The 22,979-nt window shown below is 35.9% G+C and carries 21 protein-coding genes; 13 read left to right on the top strand and 8 right to left on the bottom strand.

What is annotated here, in order from left to right; genetic code table 11:
* The first annotated feature begins 126 nt into the window (after positions 1-126).
* Together LC095_RS13365 and LC095_RS13360 are read left to right on the top strand one after the other, a co-directional pair.
* Positions 127-1,488, top strand: a complete 1,362-nt coding sequence (locus tag LC095_RS13365; protein WP_226528615.1) for an aspartate kinase — start codon at positions 127-129, stop codon at positions 1,486-1,488.
* Between the two features lie 159 nt (positions 1,489-1,647).
* A complete protein-coding gene (locus tag LC095_RS13360) occupies positions 1,648-2,625 on the top strand; it encodes a carbohydrate kinase family protein (protein ID WP_226528614.1) in 978 nt (325 codons plus the stop codon).
* Positions 2,626-2,667: 42 nt separating this feature from the next.
* Here LC095_RS13360 and LC095_RS13355 read toward each other — a convergent pair whose 3' ends face one another.
* Positions 2,668-2,805, bottom strand: a complete 138-nt coding sequence (locus LC095_RS13355; protein ID WP_226528613.1) for a hypothetical protein — start codon at positions 2,803-2,805, stop codon at positions 2,668-2,670.
* Positions 2,806-2,819: 14 nt separating this feature from the next.
* Complete coding sequence (locus LC095_RS13350) at positions 2,820-3,044, bottom strand: hypothetical protein (RefSeq protein WP_226528612.1); 225 nt, start codon at positions 3,042-3,044, stop codon at positions 2,820-2,822.
* Positions 3,045-3,363: 319 nt separating this feature from the next.
* Here LC095_RS13350 and LC095_RS13345 point away from each other — a divergent pair, with 319 nt between their 5' ends.
* The 3 genes from LC095_RS13345 (at position 3,364) to LC095_RS13335 (ending at position 5,385) form a co-directional block, all read left to right on the top strand.
* A complete protein-coding gene (locus LC095_RS13345; protein ID WP_226528611.1) occupies positions 3,364-4,062 on the top strand; it encodes a Na-translocating system protein MpsC family protein in 699 nt (232 codons plus the stop codon).
* A 225-nt stretch (positions 4,063-4,287) separates the two neighbouring features.
* Positions 4,288-4,683, top strand: coding sequence for a hypothetical protein (locus LC095_RS13340; protein ID WP_226528610.1), 396 nt, complete (start codon positions 4,288-4,290; stop codon positions 4,681-4,683).
* Between the two features lie 18 nt (positions 4,684-4,701).
* Positions 4,702-5,385, top strand: coding sequence for a Na-translocating system protein MpsC family protein (locus tag LC095_RS13335; RefSeq protein ID WP_226528609.1), 684 nt, complete (start codon positions 4,702-4,704; stop codon positions 5,383-5,385).
* Positions 5,386-5,479: 94 nt separating this feature from the next.
* Here the strand turns inward: LC095_RS13335 and LC095_RS27065 are convergent, their stop codons facing one another.
* The 3 genes from LC095_RS27065 to LC095_RS13320 all read right to left on the bottom strand — a co-directional run bounded on the left by LC095_RS27065 (position 5,480) and on the right by LC095_RS13320 (position 8,726).
* The gene (locus LC095_RS27065) at positions 5,480-6,679 is read right to left on the bottom strand and encodes a 3D domain-containing protein (RefSeq protein WP_319005797.1); all 1,200 of its coding nucleotides are present in this window, start codon (positions 6,677-6,679) and stop codon (positions 5,480-5,482) included.
* A 166-nt stretch (positions 6,680-6,845) separates the two neighbouring features.
* A complete protein-coding gene (locus LC095_RS13325; RefSeq protein WP_226528608.1) occupies positions 6,846-8,084 on the bottom strand; it encodes an MFS transporter in 1,239 nt (412 codons plus the stop codon).
* A 123-nt stretch (positions 8,085-8,207) separates the two neighbouring features.
* The gene (locus LC095_RS13320; protein WP_226528607.1) at positions 8,208-8,726 is read right to left on the bottom strand and encodes a CBO0543 family protein; all 519 of its coding nucleotides are present in this window, start codon (positions 8,724-8,726) and stop codon (positions 8,208-8,210) included.
* Positions 8,727-9,220: 494 nt separating this feature from the next.
* Between LC095_RS13320 and LC095_RS13315 the strand changes: the two genes are divergently transcribed.
* The 8 genes from LC095_RS13315 (at position 9,221) to LC095_RS13280 (ending at position 19,445) form a co-directional block, all read left to right on the top strand.
* Positions 9,221-10,951: an ABC transporter ATP-binding protein gene (locus tag LC095_RS13315; RefSeq protein ID WP_226528606.1), complete on the top strand. Its 1,731-nt coding sequence runs from the start codon at positions 9,221-9,223 to the stop codon at positions 10,949-10,951.
* The gene (locus LC095_RS13310) at positions 10,932-12,761 is read left to right on the top strand and encodes an ABC transporter ATP-binding protein (protein ID WP_226528605.1); all 1,830 of its coding nucleotides are present in this window, start codon (positions 10,932-10,934) and stop codon (positions 12,759-12,761) included. Before LC095_RS13315 ends, LC095_RS13310 begins: the two co-directional genes overlap by 20 nt.
* A gap of 281 nt (positions 12,762-13,042) precedes the next feature.
* Entirely contained in the window at positions 13,043-14,164 is a 1,122-nt protein-coding gene (locus LC095_RS13305; RefSeq protein WP_226528604.1) for an ABC transporter ATP-binding protein, read from the top strand.
* Between the two features lie 35 nt (positions 14,165-14,199).
* A complete protein-coding gene (locus tag LC095_RS13300) occupies positions 14,200-15,102 on the top strand; it encodes a carbohydrate ABC transporter permease (protein ID WP_226528711.1) in 903 nt (300 codons plus the stop codon).
* A complete protein-coding gene (locus tag LC095_RS13295; RefSeq protein WP_226528603.1) occupies positions 15,099-15,911 on the top strand; it encodes a carbohydrate ABC transporter permease in 813 nt (270 codons plus the stop codon). Before LC095_RS13300 ends, LC095_RS13295 begins: the two co-directional genes overlap by 4 nt.
* Positions 15,912-15,941: 30 nt before the next feature.
* Entirely contained in the window at positions 15,942-17,321 is a 1,380-nt protein-coding gene (locus LC095_RS13290) for an ABC transporter substrate-binding protein (protein WP_226528602.1), read from the top strand.
* Positions 17,322-17,744: 423 nt separating this feature from the next.
* Positions 17,745-19,199 (top strand): alanine/glycine:cation symporter family protein, encoded by a 1,455-nt coding sequence (locus LC095_RS13285; RefSeq protein ID WP_226528601.1) that lies wholly within the window; start codon positions 17,745-17,747, stop codon positions 19,197-19,199.
* 90 nt (positions 19,200-19,289) lie between these two features.
* Positions 19,290-19,445 (top strand): hypothetical protein, encoded by a 156-nt coding sequence (locus tag LC095_RS13280; protein WP_175638090.1) that lies wholly within the window; start codon positions 19,290-19,292, stop codon positions 19,443-19,445.
* Between the two features lie 51 nt (positions 19,446-19,496).
* Here LC095_RS13280 and LC095_RS13275 read toward each other — a convergent pair whose 3' ends face one another.
* Genes LC095_RS13275 through LC095_RS13265 form a run of 3 tightly spaced genes read right to left on the bottom strand, consistent with a single transcriptional unit; the run spans position 19,497 to position 22,763 of the window.
* A complete protein-coding gene (locus tag LC095_RS13275) occupies positions 19,497-21,503 on the bottom strand; it encodes an ABC transporter permease subunit (protein WP_226528600.1) in 2,007 nt (668 codons plus the stop codon).
* Positions 21,478-22,380, bottom strand: coding sequence for an ABC transporter ATP-binding protein (locus tag LC095_RS13270; protein ID WP_226528599.1), 903 nt, complete (start codon positions 22,378-22,380; stop codon positions 21,478-21,480). Before LC095_RS13270 ends, LC095_RS13275 begins: the two co-directional genes overlap by 26 nt.
* Positions 22,377-22,763, bottom strand: a complete 387-nt coding sequence (locus LC095_RS13265) for a GntR family transcriptional regulator (RefSeq protein ID WP_026561940.1) — start codon at positions 22,761-22,763, stop codon at positions 22,377-22,379. The genes LC095_RS13270 and LC095_RS13265 overlap by 4 nt, the downstream gene beginning before the upstream one ends.
* Positions 22,764-22,979 lie beyond the last annotated feature (216 nt).

Genomic DNA, 22,979 nt, shown 5'->3' with positions numbered 1-22,979 from the left:
CGCACCTGTCTCCTTTATAAGGACAATTGTACATCGTATAAAGAAAACCCTTGATTATTTGAAGAAAACAGAGGATAATAGTGATTAAAATTTGACTGAAAATTTTAAATAGTAGGAGATGTAGAAATGAAAGTTGTAAAGTTCGGTGGTTCTTCTTTAGCTTCAGGTGAACAATTAAAAAAAGTTTTGAATATTGTTGTGTCAGATCCAACTCGAAAGGTTGTTGTTGTATCTGCACCGGGAAAACGGTATTCAGATGATATAAAGGTAACTGATTTACTGATCGAATGTGCGGAGAAATATTTAGCAAATGAAAATGCTGAGGGTGTCTTTCAAACAATCATTGAAAGGTATGCAAGTATTGTAAAGGAATTATCGATCCCTTTGGATATTGTAGAAACCATCTCAAAAGACTTAAAGGCATTATTAGCAGGAGACAAAAGTAAGCCTGAAAGCTACCTTGATGCAGTAAAAGCAAGTGGAGAAGATAATAATGCAAAGTTGATTGCCGCGTTCTTCAGACATAGCGGGCTTAATGCCGAGTATGTTAATCCAAAAGATGCCGGTTTACTTGTTTCAGATGAGCCTGGTAACGCTCAAGTATTACCTGAATCGTACGAGAACTTATTTAAACTTCGTGAAAAAGAAGGGATCGTTGTATTCCCGGGATTTTTCGGTTATAACAAAAAAGGTGAGGTTCTAACATTTTCAAGAAGCGGATCAGACATTACAGGGTCAATTTTAGCAAATGGTATCAAAGCAGACCTGTATGAAAACTTCACAGATGTTGATGCGGTATATTCAGTTAACCCAACGTTTGTTCAAAATCCTAAGGAGATTAGTGAGCTGACATATCGTGAGATGCGTGAGCTTTCATATGCAGGCTTTTCTGTATTCCATGATGAAGCATTAATTCCCGCATTTAGAGCAGGTATTCCTGTAAATGTGAAAAACACAAATAATCCATCAGCACCGGGAACAAGAATTGTAAATGAGAGATCAAATTCTAACGGGCCTGTTATTGGTATCGCAAGTGATAAAGGTTTTTGCAGTATCTATGTAAGTAAATACTTAATGAACCGTGAAATTGGCTTTGGGCGTAAACTATTACAAATCTTAGAGGACTATGGTTTAACATATGAGCATGTTCCATCAGGTATTGATGATGTAACAGTAATTTTACGACAAGATCAGATGGATGAAGCGCTTGAAGCACAAATAAAAGACCGCATTATGACAGAGCTGCATGCTGATGAAGTCATCATTGAGCACGATCTTGTTTTAATTATGGTTGTTGGTGAAGGAATGCGCCATAATGTTGGCACAACAGCTCGTGCAGCAAAGGCTCTCGCGCATGCTGACGTAAACATTGAAATGATCAATCAAGGATCCTCAGAGGTTAGCATGATGTTTGGTGTAAAAGAGCCTCAGGAGAAGAGTGCTGTTCAAGCGTTATATAATGAATTCTTTGTTGCTGTACCAGTTTAAAAATTATTAATAAGGGGATAGTCTGCCGGTACAATAAATGTGTGGGAGGGACTGTCCCTTTATGTTTGATAAAGATAAAATACTTTGGATCGATCTATTTTTTATAAAGGTAGATTGTGTATACTTATAAGTAGTTTACATAAATATGAGGTGAAGATGATGGCCAGGTTATTTTCGATTGGAGAGGTTTTAATTGATTTCATTCCCGCTCAAAAGGGAGTTGCTCTAAAAGAAGTAGTTTCGTTTGAACGGGCTCCAGGTGGTGCTCCAGCAAATGTTGCAGCAGCTGTTGCAAAAGCTGGAGGACAAGCTTCAATGATTACGAAACTGGGTGAGGATGCGTTCGGTGATTTCTTAATAGATACGTTGAACAAGGTTGGTGTCAATACAGAGTATATTTTGAGAACCAAAAAAGCAAACACAGCTCTTGCTTTTGTCTCTCTCAAAGAAGATGGAGAAAGGGATTTTTCATTTTATCGTAATCCATCAGCAGATCTTTTGCTATCAGAGGATGAGATAAGTGACAACTGGTTTAATGAAGGAGATATTCTTCACTTTTGTTCTGTTGACTTAGTCGAGAGTCCGATGAAACAGGCTCATGTAAAGGCAATAAAAGTGGCCAAAGAAAAAGGAGCTTTGATAAGCTTTGACCCTAATGTGCGATTGCCATTATGGGAAAGCGCTGAAGAGTGTCAAGCAACGATACGAGAATTTCTTCCACAAGCGCATTTAGTAAAAATATCAGATGAAGAGCTGGAATTTATTACAGGAATCAAAGATGAAAAAGAAGCGATACAATCTCTTTTTACAGGTGATGTAAAAGCGGTGATTTATACAAAGGGTGCAGAAGGGGCTATCCTTTATGTAAATGAAGATAGCTTCTCATCAACAGGTTATAAGGTTACTGTTCAGGATACAACAGGTGCAGGGGATGCATTTATAGGTGGGTTTTTATATAAATTAATAGAAAAAAATGCAACAATTTCTAATCTTGAATCACTGTTAAAACAAGAGCATGAAGATATATTATCTTATGCTAATGCAAGTGGAGCTCTTACGACGACTGGTAAAGGAGCAATTTCTGCTTTACCCTCAAAACAAGAGATCTATGATTTCATTGAGAAACAAAAGGGATGACATACAGGACAGTCCAAAGGGATAGGGCTGTCCTTATGTATATTATTCACTAGTAGCAGCAATATTCTTATTTAATCTCCCCTTGAATTTACTTTGCCTATTTAATTTTAGATTTTGAGATCGTAACCGATTTGCTGGAATATTATTATTTGGTGCCGCTTGTTCGTTCCAATCACCCATATAGTTTCATTCCTTTACTCTTCAATTTTCTTGCCTCTCATGATCTGTTCAAATGCAGCCATTGATGGATCCTGCTTGATCTCGTGATCAAAAGGGTTTTTTTCTTGTGTGAATTCAGGGTCTGCCTCCAAGCGAATTCCCATTTGTGAACCAGTTGTTGATAAGGAATCATTAAGAATGGATTCTTGTTCCCCATCCTGATGAGGGGTTACTTTTGAATGTTGATTTCTTCGATCCATATTATCACCTCGGGAATGTTAATAAGTACAATCTTATGATTTCTCTAATGGCTGGAACTATACTAGTGGATAGCGGGTTAAATCTGTTGCGGAGTCTTTATAATAATGTTACTATTTATAAGACTAATTTCTTGCTGTTATTAGTTAATTTCTTAAACTTAAACACATCCCAATTACAAATGAAAATAAATATAAACCTTAAATGGTAAATGGAAGAAACTATTTTGAAAAATAGCCCGTCTTTCCATGGCCTAACTTCTATATGGAGTTAGGCCTTTTTTGTTTTTTTATTGACTTAGGATTTAGGGGGAACATATGAATGAAAAATACAAATAGTTACTACCAAGAAGATCTTCTTCTGCTAAGTAGTACCTTAAGTAAGATTTTAAAACGAAGGTTTGGAAAAGGGCCTGAAATGTGTTTTGTCACGTTACATTCAAATAGAATCATCGTATTTATTCGTAAATATATCACTCCTGCTGAGGAAGTATTACTAAAGAATGATAACGTAAATTTGGTCTATAAGTTCCGATCTGCAGTAATGGAGGATGTTGTTGATGAATTCATTGGGAAAGTGAAAGATTCTCTGGGAATGAGTTTCGATTCTTATTTTGAGGATTGGAACTTTAACAGGAATACTGGGATGCTGATATTAGAAAATAGCCAATCCAGGAATTGGATTAATACGGATATTCACCCCGCTATAAAAGAAAAGCTGTTTCAAGGTATTAGTGAGGTACACAATGATATTTATAAAGCACCAACAAGTATGGAAATCGTTAAGATCAATCAAAACATGTATGCTGTGGAATGCCGAAATACATTAATACAAATGGAGAAAATCTTATATAACAAGGGGTATTTCGGGCTATTACAAGAACGTTCAAATGATATTAAAAATTCTTATTTTTTACATAAGGGGAAATTCGACTCCATTTTTGACACAAAGGTAGAGGATATATTTTTATTTTGGGATTACAAAAATGATAGAAACTATATGTTTTTCTATTTACTTTAAAACATCTATATACAATAATTTCAATTTTTAATATGATATATTAAACGATTTATTTATAAAAATAATGATAGTACTAGAAGTCATTAAATAATCTTGGTAGATATGCTTTAGAATAGTTAGCTAAACAAAAGCCAAAATAGCAAAAAGACAGATACTTTTTGCTATTTTGGCTTTTTATTTTTTGGGAGATATTAATGATTGGGTTTTAGTAGGATGGTGAAGCGAATGGAAAATTGTTATGAATATTCACAATCATTAAAGGTAATGACCAAAATGACACCTGTAAAGTTAAGTGAAATTTGTAGTCTGCTAAATGAAATAACTGAAATCTTTCATTATTATAACAGTAAGGAGGAAAACAAACATATTCAAGAAATAAAAAATAATCTCTCTGATCTGCGTAATTTATTGGAACAGAGTATGATTTTATTAAATGATGTCAGAATAGAAAAGCAGCTATTAATTAATATGGTTGTTTCCATTGTTGGATTTCTCTGTAATATTATGGAAGAATTGGATTCATTACAAGGCAAGCTCGATGTCATACCGATATCTCATCATCTAACATTGAAGTATAGAATAGCTTATTTACATACGATCATAAAAGAAATAATAAAATAGGGAAAAGAGGTGAAGTGAATGGATCAAGAAATACTAAATTCAATTAGTAGCTTTACAAGTAAAATCCTTAGAAAGAATTTTGGAAGAGGTCCTCGATTATGTCAATCGACTTTATCTGACCGATACTTGGTTGTTTACATTAGAGGTTTCATATCACCTATGGAAGAAGTTCTCATTCAGCAAGGTTATAGGAATCAGGTTGATAAAGCTAGAACCGTTATTATTAACCATACCATTGAGGAATTAAAAGGAGTAGTAGAAGTATCATTAAATCGAGATGTTGTAGATCATTACCATGATTGGAATTTACCAAATAACACCGGAATCATGATGTTTGTATTAGATGAAAGAGTAGGCAGTGAATGTATGCCGGAAGAACACGTTAATTTTAAGTTGTTGGAATCAGAAGTGGCTAGAATTAGTCTGTTAGTAGAAAAAGTACCAGATGAAATAAAACTATATCCATTATCTAAATCTCTTTATGTAATTGAAAGAAAAGGAATTTTGGTTCCTATTGAAAAATCTCTTATTCAAAAGGGGTATGCAGATGAATTAAAAGTGACAAAGGATGAGTTAGAGAAAAGTCACTTTCATCGAGATGGGAAATTTGATGAGATTTTTCAGGCTAGTGTCAAAGATATTTTTATTGATTGGAATTTTAAAGAGGATAAATCTTATATGGCCTTTATCTTAGATAATTAATCTAAAGTTGCTTATTCTACAGCCATCTTAAAAACAAAAGGATAGATAAGCCAGAAGGTTTTCTGGTTTATCTATCCTTTCGTTGCAGCCAAATTTAATCCAATATTTTAATTTTTACGGTTTTACGTCCCCACTGAAGTGCTTTTGCACTTGAAGGCATTAACACATCTATTTTATGTCCGATAATAGCTCCACCTGTGTCACCTGCGATGGCAACTCCATATCCTTCTACCCAAACTTTCGAGCCGAGAGGAATGACACCTGGATCAACGGCAATGAGCTTCATATTCGGATTCTTTTTAATGTTATATCCGAGATAAGTCACATCATTTTTCGTATCTTCATGACTGTAAGCAGTCGCTGATACATACAATTCTTTTCCTGATGAAGATGAAGTGTCACTGTCTTTTTTATTTGTTTGTTTATTTGTTTGTTCTTTTGACGCTGTTGGCGGTGGAGCAACTGTTTGTTGTACAACAGCTTCTTCCTTTGCTTTTTTAGCTTTAGCTAATTCAACAGCTCTAGCCTTTGCAGCTTCCTCTTCTTTTTTAATCTGATCTTGAATTGTGCTTATCTTAGATTGAATCGTTGTCTTTTCTTTTTCTGCTAGAGTAATTTCAGTTGACAATGATTGATATTTATCTTGTAAGGCAACAAGTGCCTGATTTCTTTTTACACGTTTTTGTTCAAGCTCAGCTCTTTTAGTTTCTAATTCAGCCTGTTGGGAAACTAAAAGTTGTTCTTGTTTATCAATTTCTTTCTTTTCTTCTTCAATTTGATTTATATCTGCTTGTTGTTGTTCAACGATATTTTGATCGGCATCCAATATTGTGGCAACGGCCCCAACACGTTCAAAGAAATTACCGATGCTTTCAGAATTAATAAGTGTATCAATAACGATTGATGTACGATCACTATGCTGAAGAGCGACTAAACGCTTTTCCATCATATCTTCGCGTGCATATACCTTGTCCTGAAGAAGAACAATTTCTTCTTTCTTCTGTTCTATTAATTTTTGGATCTCTGATATCTTTGTTTCAACATCAGCTAGGCTTTGTTCACTGCTTGAAATTTCCTGATCAAGAGCTTGTACATTTTGTTGAATCGTATTCACTTCTTCATTTATAGCTTGCTGTTCTTTTTCCTTTTGAAGAATGGTTTGTTGATTCTGCTCTAGCTGTTCATTCGCACGATTTAACGTGTCATTTGTTGATTCTGCTTTTGCCACATATGTAATAGGTAAGGATAATAATAGGATTCCAACTGTGGCAATTGTTTGTTTCAAAGCTCGCATAAAGCAACCCCTTTCTCATCTATCTAGTTATAACACAGAAAAATGTCCCGTAGGTTACAAATAGATTAAAAGTTATGGTAATTTATGTAAGTTAATCTATTAATTTCAAATAAAAGAAGGACAAATTCCATATTTTATAGAATTTGTCCTTCTTTTATTTTTTCAGTTAGTTTGCCTGTTGCCATTCAGTTAATTTGCGATCAGTTGGAAGTAAAAACGCCAAAATACCAAGTAATGGAAGTAAGGCGACGCCGATCATGGTTGTGGTTAACCCGATCCAATCGATTAAGGCACCTAAGGCGACTGAACCGATTGCTCCCATGCCAAATGCCAATCCAACTGTTAACCCTGACATTAATCCGATCTTACCAGGAACAAGCTCTTGTGCATAGACAACGGTAACAGAAAAGCTGGACATCAGAATAACCCCTATTAGTGCAAGAATAATAATAGATAGAGTTGAACCCACAAATGGCAGCAATAATGATAGAGGTGCTGTTGCTAGCAAAGATGTCAGGATAACTGTACGTTTTCCAAAACGATCAGCTAAAGGCCCTCCAAGAAACGTTCCAACAGCTCCCATTAGCAAAAAAGTGAAAATATAAATTTGGGAACTGGCAATTGTTAACTCATATTTAGCAATCGCAAAAAAAGCATAGAAGCCTGAAATGGCACTTACATACCATGAACGAGCAAAAATCAAAAAGATAATAATAATGACTGCATTTCGTATAGACTTTGATAAAGCTTTTGTATCGGTATTTTTTACTTTAACCTTTTTAGTAGCTTTAATCTCTTTTAGTTTACGAGAATACCAGCTTGCAATATAAAATAAAAATCCAACTGCCAAGGCAGCAACAACTGTGAACCAAATGGCCCCAAACTGCCCGAGAGGAACAAGTATTAAAGCTGTAATTAAAGGTGCCAATGCTTGACCGCTATTCCCACCAACCTGGTAAATCGATTGGGCTAAACCTCTCCGATTTCCGGCAGCCATATAAGCAACACGTGAACCTTCAGGATGGAATATGGCAGATCCTAACCCGATAAAAACAACGGATAAAAGGATTGTTAAGAATGATGGGGCAAAGGCTAAACCCAGTACACCTAACATGCTGCTCGTTAATCCGATCGGTAAGGCGTAAGGCATCGGCTTTTTATCTGTGTATAAGCCGACAACAGGCTGCATGACTGAAGAAACCATGTTCAATGCAAAAGCAATAAGTCCAAGCTGTGTAAACGAGAGACCCATCGATTCCTCTAAAATAGGAAACATTGCAGGAATGACTGACTGAATACTGTCATTTAAAAGATGACACAGACCGATTATAAATAAAATGTTATACATTGTCCCTGATTCTTGTTGAAGGGAAGCAGGTTTTTTGTGGATTGATGCGGTTGCCATAAATATATCTCCCTTATGTAAAATTGTTTCGATGCGCGAAATAGATCTAATATTCATATTATTGTCATCACTTGGAAAAAATTCAAGTGAAATATGAACTTCATGCTGAGAAAAAAATATGAGTTAGCTTCCTGTACTTAGTTTACAGATTTTCTCAACGATCCCCCTGATGGAAATAGCTAACAAAATATAGATAGGAAATGAATAAAAATTTGACCAAATTAAGGGTTTGTAAATTCCTAAATACATGGCAACCGGTTCAAAAACAAGGGCGAATATTCCGGATAAAAAAATAGAAGCAAAAATAAACGTTTTCCATTTTACAAAAAATTGATACAGCATCATGAAAAAGAGGGCAATCATTACATCAATACATATAACTCTTGGACCCCAAGGTAACACCATTTTTGGATATTCCCAAAGTTGTAATTCACCGCCGAACGTATCAAGAACTGTAGCAATGTTAAACGTAAGTAGCCCATATAATAAAATAGGGAATATTCTGCTATGATCAAGGATTCGGATCCAGACAAAAATAAGAATGATAAGGAATATGAGCATAAACCACCATTGCGGAGTAAAAACAATTTCATCACGCCAATAGTACAAGCGTAAAGTAGAAACTTTTTCTTGAGCTTTCATAATATCTTGCAAGGAAGGGTTCATTGTATACCTCTTTGGAGTATTATTCTAATTTTAGTATGGTCGATATGGGTTGTTGTTATGAAGTTTTTTGATGTAGTGTTGAAGATGAAATAGTTCGTTCCATTACGCTCTATAGTTAAAATATCATTAATAATCAAGTATCGATGTGAAATAGCTTTAATAGTAAGTCAACTCAAAACATAAAATCAATGAAACATTCTACTCGGCAAGTGATGTAATAATTGATAAACTATTTTTATACTCATTTTTCACTATGTACTTTTTTAAGAAACCGGTTTTTCGTAAAGATTGTTGCTATTCAATATTTTTTTTAATCGATAGTGGAATGGAGCGCAATGGAACGAACAACTTTTACACTCAATCTTATACTATATACAGTTTATTTTTATAATGATAAATTACATAGCTTCAAAAAATGAAAGCCTTTTCTATATAGGGTAGTATTTAAGAGTCTGGAGGATAGATGCAGTATGATAAAATTACGATCAATTTTACAGCCATATCGAATATCCGTGATGATCGCATTATCATTAATGCTTATCGAACTAACTGTGGAGCTTTTGCACCCATTATTAATGGCAAAAATTATTGATGATGGAATTTTAAAAGAAGATATGGATGTTGTCATGGTTTGGGGAGCAATCATGGTTGGAATATCACTGCTTGCTTTTGCCTCAGGAATGATTAACTCATTTTATGCCGCACATGTAAGCCAAGGCTTTGGATTTGACCTAAGAAAACAGATTTTTGTAAAAGTGCAATCCTTCACCTTTGAAAAATTAAGTAAATTCCCCGCAGCCTCACTTGTTACACGAATGACAAATGATATTACCCAACTTCAAAATACCTTATTTATGGGTCTGCGAATTATGTTACGAGCACCACTCCTTATTATTGGCTCTGTAATCATGTCCTTTTTTGTAAATGCACAAATTGCGATGATTTTTGCCATCGTGATTCCATTGGTCATAGGTGTACTCGTTTGGATTATGAAGAAAGGGAGCAAGATGTTCCACTATGTCCAATCAAAACTAGATCAAGTAAATGATGTGTTACGTGAAAATTTAATTGGAATGAGACTGATAAAAGTTTATGTTCGCAGGGAACATGAAGTGGACCGTTTTAAAGAAGCATCCTCGTCACTAAAAGATAATACTGTGAAAGCATTACGAATGATAGAAACCTCTATGCCTATATTGTTACTGATTATGAATTTGGGTATCTTGTTAATTCTATGGATAGGGCAAGCGCAAGTTACAGGAGGAAATGTTCAGGTAGGTGAAGTTGTTGCCATTGTCAATTATGGACTAAGAGTTACATCGGCTTTATCAATGTTTTCTTTTATTATTATGTTTTTGTCAAGGTCACGTGCATCTGCTTCAAGAATTTTGGACGTACTTGATGTGAAAGAAGATGTAAAACATGAGGGGGAGGTGTCAGGGATTTCGGATGGGAAAGTGATTTTTGATGGTGTGTCGTTTTCTTATCCTGGAACAGAGGAAACTGTGCTTAAAGAAATTTCCTTTACAGCAAATGCTGGGGAAACAATTGCTGTGATGGGAGGAACAGGTTCAGGGAAATCTACTCTTTTTCAGCTTATTCCAAGACTTTATGAAGTGAATTCAGGCATGATCTATATAGATGATCAACCTATAAACACGTTGGATATGGAGTTTTTACGTAATCAAATTGGTCTAGTTCCACAGGAAGCAGTTCTTTTTTCTGGAGAAATAGAGAATAATATCGCTTGGGGAAACAGTCATGCTACAGAAGAACAAATAATTAATGCAGCTAAAGCAGCCCAAATACATGAAACAATTGAAAAGCTTCCGAAAAAGTATAAAACAAAAATTGGGCAAAAGGGAGTGAATCTTTCTGGAGGACAAAAGCAGCGTTTGTCTGTGGCAAGAGCATTAGTACGAAAACCGAAAATACTTCTATTGGATGATAGTACAAGTGCACTCGATGTGAAAACAGAGAAAAAATTATTGGATGCCCTTGAAAGCTACTCCTGTACGACAATGCTGATCACTCAAAAAATTAGCACAGCAAAACTGGCAGATAAAATTCTGTTATTAGATGATGGAAGGTTAGTTGCTGAAGGGACTCATCTGGATTTATTGAAAAACTCAACACTCTATCAAAAAATCTCTCAATCACAAATGAAAGGAGAGATGGCAAATGTTAAAACAGCTAACTAGTCCGTTTAAATATAAAAGAATTGAACTAAGTACAAGTGTTCAAAACAGCAAACGAAAGCAAAGAGTGGGACTAAAAGAAGGTCTTCATACAATTTTAAAGCTCTGGAGGTATTTATCTGAAAAGAAGGGGCAGTTTCTTTTAGTGTTGATAATGGTTTTGATTAGCTCTGCATTAGCATTATTAGGGCCTTATTTAATCGGAAAAACCATTGACGATTATATTGTGTCACAAAAGAGTGGTGGGCTAGGGATTTTACTTGTAGGGATGGTGCTTGTTTTTGCCTTTCAGTCACTTTCTTTATTTTTACAAAATTTCTGGATGATTGGAATTTCCCAATATACTGTGAATGAAATGAGGTCAGATTTAGTTCAACATCTTCATCGATTACCGATTTCTTTTTTTGACAAGAAACAGCATGGTGAATTAATGAGCAGGGTCACAAATGATATTGAAAATGTTAGTTCAACATTGAACAGCTCGGTCATTCAAGTGTTCTCGAGTCTTTTAACTCTCATAGGCACAGTGACAGTCATGCTTTTGCTAAGTCCGATGCTTACAGCTATTACCTTATTAATCATTCCTTTAATGGTTTTGGGAATGAAATGGATTACGAAAAGAACAGGGCGGTTATTTAAATATCAGCAACAGAATTTAGGGGAACTTAACGGGTATATAGAAGAAGTGATTTCAGGACAAAGAATGGTTAAGGCCTATTCACAGGAAGAGCGTGTCATAAAAGAATTCATTGTTAAAGGCGAGAAATTAAGGAATTCAGGCTTCTGGGCTCAAACTATTTCAGGTTTTATTCCGAAAGTAATGAATATGTTAAACAACTTAAGTTTTGCCGTTATTGCCGGTATTGGTGGTTTGTTTGCTTTAAACGGTCTGATTACAATTGGGGTAATTGTAATCTTTGCAGAGTATGCACGACAATTTACCCGCCCGTTAAATGATCTTGCCAATCAATTTAATACATTGTTATCTGCTATTGCAGGAGCAGAACGGGTCTTTGATATTCTTGAAGAGGAGATAGAAAAGGATGATCAATCAAATGAGGAATACTTAGACATTCAAGGTGAGGTCACTTTTGAAAACGTATCGTTTGCATATGAAGAAGGAGAAGATCAACAAACGATCCATTCTGTTTCTTTTCATGCTTCACCTGGTGAAGTAATTGCCTTGGTTGGTCCTACTGGAGCTGGAAAAACAACGTTAATTAATCTTATTACACGCTTTTACGATCCGCATGATGGAAGAATATTAATTGACGGAGTCAATATTGACAAGATTGGACGAAGTGCCTTACGACAGCAGATGGCATTTGTTTTACAGGATACGTTTTTATTTCAGGGAACAGTTATGGATAATATCCGTTATGGACGATTGGATGCCACAGATGAAGAAATTATCGAAGCTGCAAAACTGGCAAATGCAGATTCATTTATTCAGAAGCTGCCGGATGGATATCATACGCAAATTCAACATGATGGAAATGGAATTAGTCATGGACAAAAGCAGTTATTAGCCATTGCCAGGGCGATGCTTGCAAATCCGAAGATTCTGCTCTTGGATGAAGCAACGAGCAGCATTGATACAATAACGGAATTGAGTATTCAAGAAGCTCTCTCGAGGTTAATGAAAGGAAGAACAACGTTTGTCATTGCACATCGATTAAATACGATTCAGCATGCTCATCAAATTATCGTCTTAAAAGATGGAGAAATCATTGAAAAAGGAACACATCATGAATTACTAAAGAAACAAGAGTTTTATTACGAAATGCAGACACAACAATATGCAGTTAACTAAGAAGATTATAGGTATATATAGTCTTCTTTTTTTATGTTTACAAAAAATTTAAATTAAATTAACAAATATATACAAATTCTTCATTCTACCTTTATATTCCGTTGGTAAGATAATGCCATGAAGGCATGTGAATAGCCGCAACAATGGAGAGGAGAAGCCATAAAAAGAAATAGGTGAATTACGACTGCGTAAACCTGTGTTTTTTTATGGCTTTTTATTATGCCTACCAGTCTATCTTAAACGAGGTTGTCGGGTATTTATGTTATCAGGAGGTTAATTTTATGAAGCAAGTTGAGCTAAGGAATGTGTCCAAATCCTATGACGGGAAGTCTCAGGTGTTAAAGGGAATTGATGTCACGATCAACCCAGGAGAGTTTTTCGTTTTAGTTGGGCCATCGGGATGTGGTAAAAGCACAATGCTGCGGATGATAGCAGGTCTTGAGGAAATTTCGGGTGGTGACCTTTATATTGGAGAAGCTTATTCCAATCATAGTCCGCCAAGTAAAAGAAATCTATCAATGGTCTTTCAAAATTATGCTCTTTATCCTCATTTAACAGTAGAACAAAATATTTTGTTTGGATTACATACAAAGAAAATTACAAAAACAGAGCAAAAGAAACGTTGTAACGAAACAGCTGAAATGCTTGGTCTTTCAGAGTTGCTAAAACGTAAGCCCCGGCAGCTATCAGGTGGGCAGAGGCAAAGGGTGGCGTTAGCAAGGTCCATTGTTACACATGCTCCGATTTGTTTAATGGACGAGCCCCTTTCAAATTTAGATGCAAAACTGCGTTCAAAAATGAGATCGGAAATCAGACAAATTCAAAAAAGGCTAGGCATTACTATGATCTATGTGACTCATGATCAAACAGAGGCAATGACGATGGCTGACAGAATGGTGATCTTGCATCATGGACAAGTTCAACAAATTGGTCGACCCATAGACATTTACAATTTTCCATCAAATACGTTTGTTGCCTCATTCATCGGAGCACCGCCTATGAATCTATCACAAGTAAGTTTCAGAGACCATGAAATTGTTCTTGATGATCACCGGTCCATTTCAATTAGTGAAGAAATGGCCCGTTCAATCCCTCTTGAGGAGAGGATCATAGCAGGGATCCGTTCAGAACATATTAAGCTTGCAAAAGGTGGGAAAGTTAGCTTTTATGCTGAAGCGGTAAATGTGGAAGTACTTGGTACAGAGACCTTAATTACGTTTATCGCTGGAAACAAGCAGTGGATCGCGAAGTGGAGTGGGCAATGGAATATTTCAATAGGTGAAAAGCTGCCATTATATATTGACTGTGCTGATCTATATTTATTTAAGCAGGAGACAGGTGAATGCATATGGCACCAGTCTAATCGTCATGATCAATATTCTCTTAAGGAGGCGATCTTTTGAGTAGCCTGCCAAATCTCTCACCATCAACAATTGAGGTGAAAAAGGAGAAGGCAATCTATAGAAAAAGAGAAGGATCCAATCTAGTAATAGGATTACTCTATTTAGCGCCTTCTATCATCCTATTTGGGTTATTTCTTTTTTATCCAATGATTCGAACATTATATTTAAGCTTTTTTCTGACAGATGGCCAAGGTGTACCGGTTTCCTTTGTTGGCTTTGAAAACTTTACATATCTCTTTCAGTCTGCGAGTTTTCAAAAAAGTATGACAGCAACCATATTATTTGTTTTGTATACAGTTCCACTTGGTGTCATTCTAGCTCTATTTCTTGCTATTATCGCAAATGAGAAAGTTAGAGGGATGGGATTCTTCAGAACAATGTTTTCTTCGACTATGGGCATGAGTGTAGCAGCTTCATCTGTTATTTGGATGTTTATGTATAACCCTGCGATCGGAATCTTTAATAAGCTGGTTGGTGCGTTGGGTGGTTCAGAAGTGCAATGGTTACTTGATCCGAAGTTTGCCTTGCTTTCTGTTGCCGTTTCAACCATCTGGATGAATACCGGCTTTTCGTTTCTCATCTTATTAGGCGGCTTGCAAAATATAGATGAGCATCTCTATGAAAATGCGGACATTGCAGGGGTGAGTTATTGGTACAAACTTAGAAAAATAACAGTTCCTTTGCTATCACCGACTTTGTTTTTTATAGTAACCGTTTCATTAATCAATTCATTTCAAACTTTCGGCCAAATTGATATTTTAACAAAAGGCGGTCCAATCGAATCAACAAATGTCATCGTCTATTTAATTTATAAGGATGCCTTTGTAAACTACAATGTTGGTTCAGCAAGTGCTCAGGCAACGATTCTATTCTTTTGTATTTTATTTATTACGATTCTTCAATTTAAGCTTGGAGAACGGAAGGTGCATTATCAATGAGTATTACTAGAAAAATTGTTTTATATAGTCTGCTAATACTATCAGTTCTATTTATGATGTTTCCAATTTTTTATGCGTTAATGATCAGCTTTATGCAAGGTGGAGAGATTTTAAGAGGAAATCTTATTCCCGATTCTTTCACGTTCGCTAATTACCAATCTGCGTTTGAGAAGGTTCCTCTTTTTCAGTATCTATGGAATAGTTTTTATGTTTCAGCCGTTGTTATGATAGGACAGTTAATAGTTTCAAGTCTGGCAGCATATGCATTTGTATTTATGACCTTTAAAGGGAGAGACTTTATTTTCTTTGTTTTTATCTCGACGATGATGATCCCTTGGGAAGCAACAATGGTCCCGAATTTTTTAACGGTGCAAAAGCTTGGATGGCTTAATTCGTATTCAAGTTTGACGATTCCATTCTTTGCCTTAGCATTCGGCACGTTCTTATTAAGGCAACAGTTCAAAACGATTCCTAAGGAACTATTTGAAGCTTCACAAGTGGCAGGGATAAGTCGTTTTCGCTTTTTTTGGAATGTCGTACTGCCTGTATCCAAGACAAGCTTAATAACATTAGGTATTTACAGTTTTTTAACAACATGGAATATGTATTTATGGCCGCTGCTTGTTACAAATAATGAAAGTGTCCGAACGGTACAAATTGGCCTTAAACAGCTCCAATCACAAGAAATTTCAACTGAATGGGGGGTGGTTATGGCAGCAGTTGTAGTCGTTATACTTCCAACTCTGATTCTTTTATTTATTGGACAAAAACGTCTTCAAAATGGATTGACTCAAGGTGCAATTAAGTAGAAAGAACCTTAAAATAAGGAGGAACGAATGATGCAAAAGAAAATGCTTATTGTCTTAGCTGCTTTATTTTTAATGCTATTAAGTGCTTGTTCAAGCTCAAATTCTTCTACAAACGGTTCCCAAACTGAAGGTGAAAGTACAAGTGGTGCAGGAGCCGAAGAAACATCTGGAAAGCAGGAAGTTGTGTTCTGGCATGCCATGAGTGGTGAACTGGAAACGGTGTTAAATGATATTGTGGCGGACTTTAATGAGTCTCAAGATAATATTGAAGTAAAACCAATTTTCCAAGGAACGTATGAAGAGGCATTAACGAAATTTAATACAGTTGCAGGTACGGAAGATGCGCCCACGATCATGCAGGTTTTTGAAGTTGGGACAAAGTACATGATTGATAGCGGACATATCCAACCGGTTCAAAAGTTTATTGATGAAGACAATTATGATACATCACAATGGGAAAAAAATATTTCAAATTACTATACAGTTGATGGAGAACAGTATTCAATGCCATTTAACTCTTCAACACCTGTTTTAATTTATAATAAAGACGCATTTGAAGCAGCAGGACTTGATCCGGAAAAAGCACCGATGACTTACAGTGAATTAAAGGATGCTGCTAAAAAACTAACAAAAGCTGAAGGTGGAGAAACAAGTCAATATGGATTCTCGATCTTAAACTACGGATGGTTCTTCGAGGAATTATTGGCAGAACAGGGTGGTCATTATGTGGATAATGAAAATGGCCGGGCTGGTCATGCAACAAAAGCAACATTTAACGATGAATTAGGTTTAAATGTTTTTCAATTGATTTCAGATATGCACAAGGAAGGTACATATTATAATGTTGGTCAAAACTGGGATGATATGCGTGCAGCATTCCAATCAGGTAAGATGGCCATGTACTTAGATTCCTCTGCAGGTGTAAAAGCAATTGTTGATAATGCAGACTTTGAGGTTGGTGTTTCATATCTTCCAATACCGGATGAATCAGAAAGAAATGGGGTCATCATAGGTGGTGCTTCCGTATGGATGTCAAGTGGAATTGCTGAAGAGAAGCAAAAAGCTGCATGGGAGTTTATGAAATATTTAACAACTCCTGAGGTGCAAGCAGAGTGGCATGTGAAAACAGGGTATTTTGCCATTAACCCTGCTGCTTATGATCAAGATGTTGTCACTCAAGAATGGGAAACATACCCGCAGTTAAAAGTAACAGTTGATCAATTACGTGATACAAAAACAAATACAGCAACACAAGGTGCTTTAATATCTGTGTTCCCGGAATCAAGGCAAAAAGTAGTAACAGCCATGGAGAGTTTATATCAAGGAATGGATCCGCAAGAAGCTCTGGATCAAGCAGCTGAAGAAACAAATCGTGCTCTGGAAGTAGCAAACAAAAAACAGAGCAACTAATAGGAGCATAGTCATTTACTATATTGACCCTGGAGAGATTTAAGCTTCCGGGGTCTTTTTTCTTATCGGGAAAAAGTAGAATATGTCCCAAAAATTGATAGAATAGACGATTGGTTGCACAATCTATTATTTCCATAATAACAATTAAGTAAAGGTTATCAATTAAGAGTTTATCCAATTTAGGCAATGAACAACTTCACCGCGTTAAAAAAACCATGTACAACAGTTGTCAGAACTGATTATTCAAAAAATGTTTTCTTTAGCAAATTAAATTTTTATTATTTTTTTAGAACAGGTAATTTATTTTATTACAATAAAATTAAAATGTGAGATCCTCTGACATTTCTATTGTTTTCTTTGGGCACATTGATTATAATCTGCTTAGAAAGAAAATTCTGTATTTTCAAAAAGGGGGTAATGCAATTGGAGGAATTTGTTACGGCATTAAACGGCATTTTATGGAGTACACCTGTTATTTATATTTTACTTGGTGTTGGTCTTTTGTTTTCGATCTTAACTCGCTTCCTGCAAGTAAGGCATATTAAAGAAATGGTAACGCTTATGTTTAAAGGTAAGAGCTCTGAAGCCGGAGTTTCATCTTTTCAAGCCTTAGCGATGGCACTTTCTGGACGTGTAGGAACAGGTAATATTGCAGGGGTAGCCACTGCAATTGCCTTTGGTGGACCAGGGGCAGTATTTTGGATGTGGACTATTGCTTTTATAGGTGCTTCCAGTGCGTTCATTGAGTCTACTCTTGCTCAGATTTATAAGGTTAAACAAGATGGGCAATATCGAGGTGGTCCAGCTTATTTTATTGAAAAAGGAATTGGATGGAAATGGTTTGCTGTTCTTTTTGCATTTGCAGCACTCATTGCCATGGCAATTTTAATGCCTGGGGTTCAATCGAATTCCATTGCGGTTGGGATGGAAAATGCATTTGGAATTCCAAAAGCAGCAACTGGCTTAGTTGTTATTTTATTATTAGCATTTATTATTTTCGGAGGGGTTAAACGAATTGCTTCAACTGCACAGCTGATTGTACCGTTTATGGCTTTAGGGTACATTGCTTTATCACTCGTTATTATTTTAATGAATATTACAGAATTACCTGCCGTTATTTCTCTTATTTTCCGTAGTGCTTTTGCATTGGATTCAGCCTTTGGTGGTTTAATCGGGATGGCCATTTCTTGGGGTGTAAAGAGGGGGATTTACTCAAACGAGGCAGGTCAAGGTACTGGTCCGCATATGGCGGCAGCAGCAGAGGTTTCACACCCTGCCAAGCAAGGTTTAGTTCAAGCTTTCTCTGTTTATATTGATACATTATTTGTTTGCTCAGCAACAGCATTTATGATTCTTTTTACAGGTTTATATAATACTCAGGCACCGGACGGTTCCTTTATTGTGAACAAATTAGAAGGTGTTGAAGCAGGTCCTGGATTTACACAAGCTGCCATTGATAGTGTTATCCCTGGATTTGGAGCTGGATTTGTAGCCATTGCATTATTTTTCTTTGCTTTTACAACGATTATGGCGTATTACTATATTGCTGAAACAAATATTGCCTATTTGCTTCGTGGGAAAAATAATAAAATTCCGATGTTAATACTTAAGTTTATCTTATTAGCTGCAACATTCTATGGTGCGGTGAAAACGGCAAGCCTGGCATGGGCTCTAGGAGATGTCGGATTAGGACTGATGGTATGGCTGAATGTTATCGCAATCTTAATCTTGGCTAAACCTGCTTTACTTGCGCTAAAAGATTACGAGCGACAAAAGAAGGAAGGGAAAGACCCTGTCTTTGATCCTAAAGCATTAGGAATAAAAAATGCAGACTATTGGGAAACAGAATATAAAAGTGATCAAGATCAAGCTTCATAAAAAAGTGGGTTAGCCAAAATTGGCTAACCCATTTTTTTGCTTAAATTTGTTGAAAATGCACAAAATAAAAAGACGTAAGGAGGGGATAACATGTCCAAGCAAGGAAAGCAGAATGCTGAGCAAACGAGTCAGCAATTAGCAAAACAAAAGGCAAAAAATGATGTGGAATTTGGTTCTGATGTACAAGTTGGGAACAGCCAGCACCAAAGTCAGAAAAAAAGCGGTAAACAAGTTAACAAGAAATAATGAAAAACAAAGAGGGCAGCCCCAATTTACTTTGGGAACTGTCCTTAACAACTACTGAACCTGACTCTTTATACCTTCTGGTAAATGTTGAGTTGGAATAGATCCGTACCATACATTTCCATCATTTAACGTAAGCTTAACGTAGTACATATTTTCTTCGGAATACTCAGAGAAATGATAGATGATAGTAGAAAGTGTTTCTTTATCTGAAATTGTTGCATGTTTTTTGCCACTTTCATATATCTCTTCTGTCATAAAGGCATCCTCTTGTGGATTATGAGGTACGTATGTCACTTCTGCCTTCGCAATATCTTCTTCATCCACTCGAGCTTTTTCTAGATAATCATGCTCCTCTAACCATTTTGTAACATGAGTATAAGATTTCTTCCAATCTACCATATATCCCTCAAGCATATAATTTGTATCAGTGTTTGTTGGTTTATATCCCATTTCGATATAAGCCCATGGAGTAGCTGGGCTTACAACATCATCTGCAGACTGTGATAGAAAGTCTTTTTCTATTGCTTTTTTGAATTCCAAAATTTCTTTTTCATCGGTAATCATAACAGGGTTGTGCTGATTGCTAGGGCCGTAAGGAACAACCTGAATATTGATAACATCTTCTCTTTGGAGTTGCAGGTATTCAGGTAAATTCATTTTATAGTCACTTGCTTCCAATATTGGTTTAAGTTCATCCTGCAATGTGTTAACCGGGATTTGATATTCGCGTTTCAGTTCTTCCCCGTTATTTAACCTGTACACAAAAACCGCTGAAAGTTGGTGTAAATGAATAGTATCTTTTTGCTTTTCAATAATATCTCTTTGTTGAATAATTTCCTCGTGTAAGTTTCGTATATCCTGGATATAAAGTTTTGAGTCAGAATAAGGGTCTATACCTATATCACTGTCCTCTAATTCTTGTAAATAGTATGATTCACCAAAGTAAACCTCTTCTATTTGATCCATTCTAGGTAGTTTTGTTTCATAATTAAATACATCTGTTTTAATACTAAAAAGAATGGCGACAAACATGATACTATAAACAGCAAAACCTGTTAAGAAGCGAAGGTGAAAGATGCGCCAAGTTTTTTGCAAAATCATTTCTGCAGCCGTGTATCCAATTAAAGCACCGATAATATAACCAAATATAATCCAATTCCAATTCAAGGTTCCTGAAACTGAAAAATAGGTTCCTCCCAGAATCATAGCGCAAAAGGTAACACCATACTTAAAGATTGGCTTCATAAATGAGAATGCAAAAACTTCGGTTGCTCGTTCAAGTTGTCTATAACGATAGAAGACTAACCCCAACACAAATGACAAAAGGGTTATCCCTGTATAGATGATTAATTCGATCATCGAGTATGGTTCACTTTCTCCCCAGTTTTCAATAAAACGTATAAATGGAGACAAATACATTACTTTATCTTCGATGAAAATAGGTGTAAAACCAAATAGTAAATAAGATAGATTATATGAAACTAATGAAACCAAGCCAATCGGCAAAAATAAGAATACATATGTTAGAATTGCCTGTGCTGTTGTCATACCTGTTATTAAGCCGACAGCTACAGGAAAAGCAAACATCATACATGTTAAAAGTATAGTTAAACCTGTCCACGTTAATAAATCCGATAAGGTTAGAATCCCATCAAAACCTTCAATAGAATTTGCTACGAAAAATGTAATGATGGCAGTAATCATGATCGGGACAATTAATAATAGTAGACCACTGATAATATGGCTAACATATAAGGTTTCTCTCCGTATGGGCAGGCTGTGCATCATATCTACTGAAGATTCGCTTTGGATATAGCGAAAAAGTAGTAAGGCAGCTGCAACTGGGATTGAAAAATATAATAATACCTGGATTTCAGTATTGACCTTCAGGTAATGATCGTAATCTGTAAATAAAATATACTCTTGTGAAGCGAGCTGTAGAATTCCTAAAGGAACAGCGAATAGTAAACCGAGAAAGTAGACGATGCTAACCCAGCCATGCTGTCTAAAATCTTGTTTAATCACTGCAGGTTTAAAGAAGGATTTTTTCGATTTCATAGCCTACATCCTCCATTTCATAAATGAAAATTTCTTCTAATGTTAACGGCAATAAATCATAGATGAGAACAGTGGATGAGTGAATAATTTTGTTGATTTGCTCTTCACTCCCCCGAACGATTAAGAGAGATACACTTCCACGTTTCTCATGATGTAAAATTGTTAATTGATTTAATATGTGCTCTTCATGGGTTGGATCTGCTAAGGCTAATTGAATTTTGTGAGTATCCGACTTTATATCATCAATTTCCTTTTCAATGATGATTTTGCCATTATGCATAATTCCAACATGATCACATAAATCTTCAATTTCCCGTAAGTTATGAGAAGAAATAATGACTGTCAGCCCTCTTTCAGCTACATCTTGGAATAGTAAATTCTTCACTTTTTGTCTCATAACCGGATCCAGACCGTCAATCGGCTCATCAAGGATAAGAACATCAGGCATTGCAGATAATGCCAGCCAAAAAGCTACCTGTCGCTTCATTCCTTTCGACAATCGGTGAACTTTCCGATGTAATTCAATATTAAAGGCGGAACTCAGTTGCTCAAAGCGTTCTTTACTCCAACCTGGATAATATTCTTCATATTGAGAAGCCATCTGTGCAACAGTAGCCTGAGGAAAGAAGTAAATAACATCAGGGATAAAAACAACTTTTTCTTTTACAGCTAAATTTTCATAAGCTGGTAAATCATTAATCTCAATCATACCTTTATCAGGTCGATTAATGCCTGCAATCATTTTTAATAGTGAGGTTTTACCCGCACCGTTTGATCCGAGTAAGCCGTAAATGGAGCCTTTTTTCACTTGGAGTGTTAGATCATCTACTGCTAAGTGCTTATTGTATGTTTTGCTTATGGATCGCACTCTAATCATTTCTTCTTTCCTCCCTTTGTTTGTTGATGTGCTTCATCAAACAAGACATATAGATCCTCTTTTGTTAGGCCCAGGTATATGGCTTCTGCGATAAGCTTTTGGATATCTTTTTTTAGATCCAGCAGGTTTTGTTCGTTTGTCATTTGTTCAATTGCCGCAACAAAGTTTCCTTTCCCTTTAATGGAGTATAAGTACCCTTGGTTTTCAAGCTCTCGGTAAGCTCTTTGAATGGTATTCGGGTTAACGGTCAATTGACTGGAAAGCGCCCTTACCGAGGGTAATTGCTCATCTGGTCTTAAGATGCGGTGAATAATAAGCTCTTTAATTTTATCGACTAACTGTTCGTATATAGGCTTTCTGCTTCTAACATCAAGCTGGAACATTTGCAGCCCCCTTTGTGTTAACTGTATTAATAATGTTAGTACAGTTAATATAGTATATGTTCGTTGTGGAGATTGCAATCGTAAACAGAGGAATATTTTTCAACTTTTTATAAAATAAGCGTACACATAGTGAAAAAGTACCTGTACATTAGATTTTAAATATACAAATATAGTACAAATGTTATACAATGTGTTGAGGATAAAATTGAAAGGTGG

The sequence above is a fragment of the Metabacillus niabensis genome (genome assembly GCF_020524345.1).
Lineage (GTDB): Bacteria > Bacillota > Bacilli > Bacillales > Bacillaceae > Metabacillus > Metabacillus niabensis_B.
The sequence above is the reverse complement of the archived record's forward strand: the minus strand, read 5'-3'. Positions and strand labels throughout refer to the sequence as shown.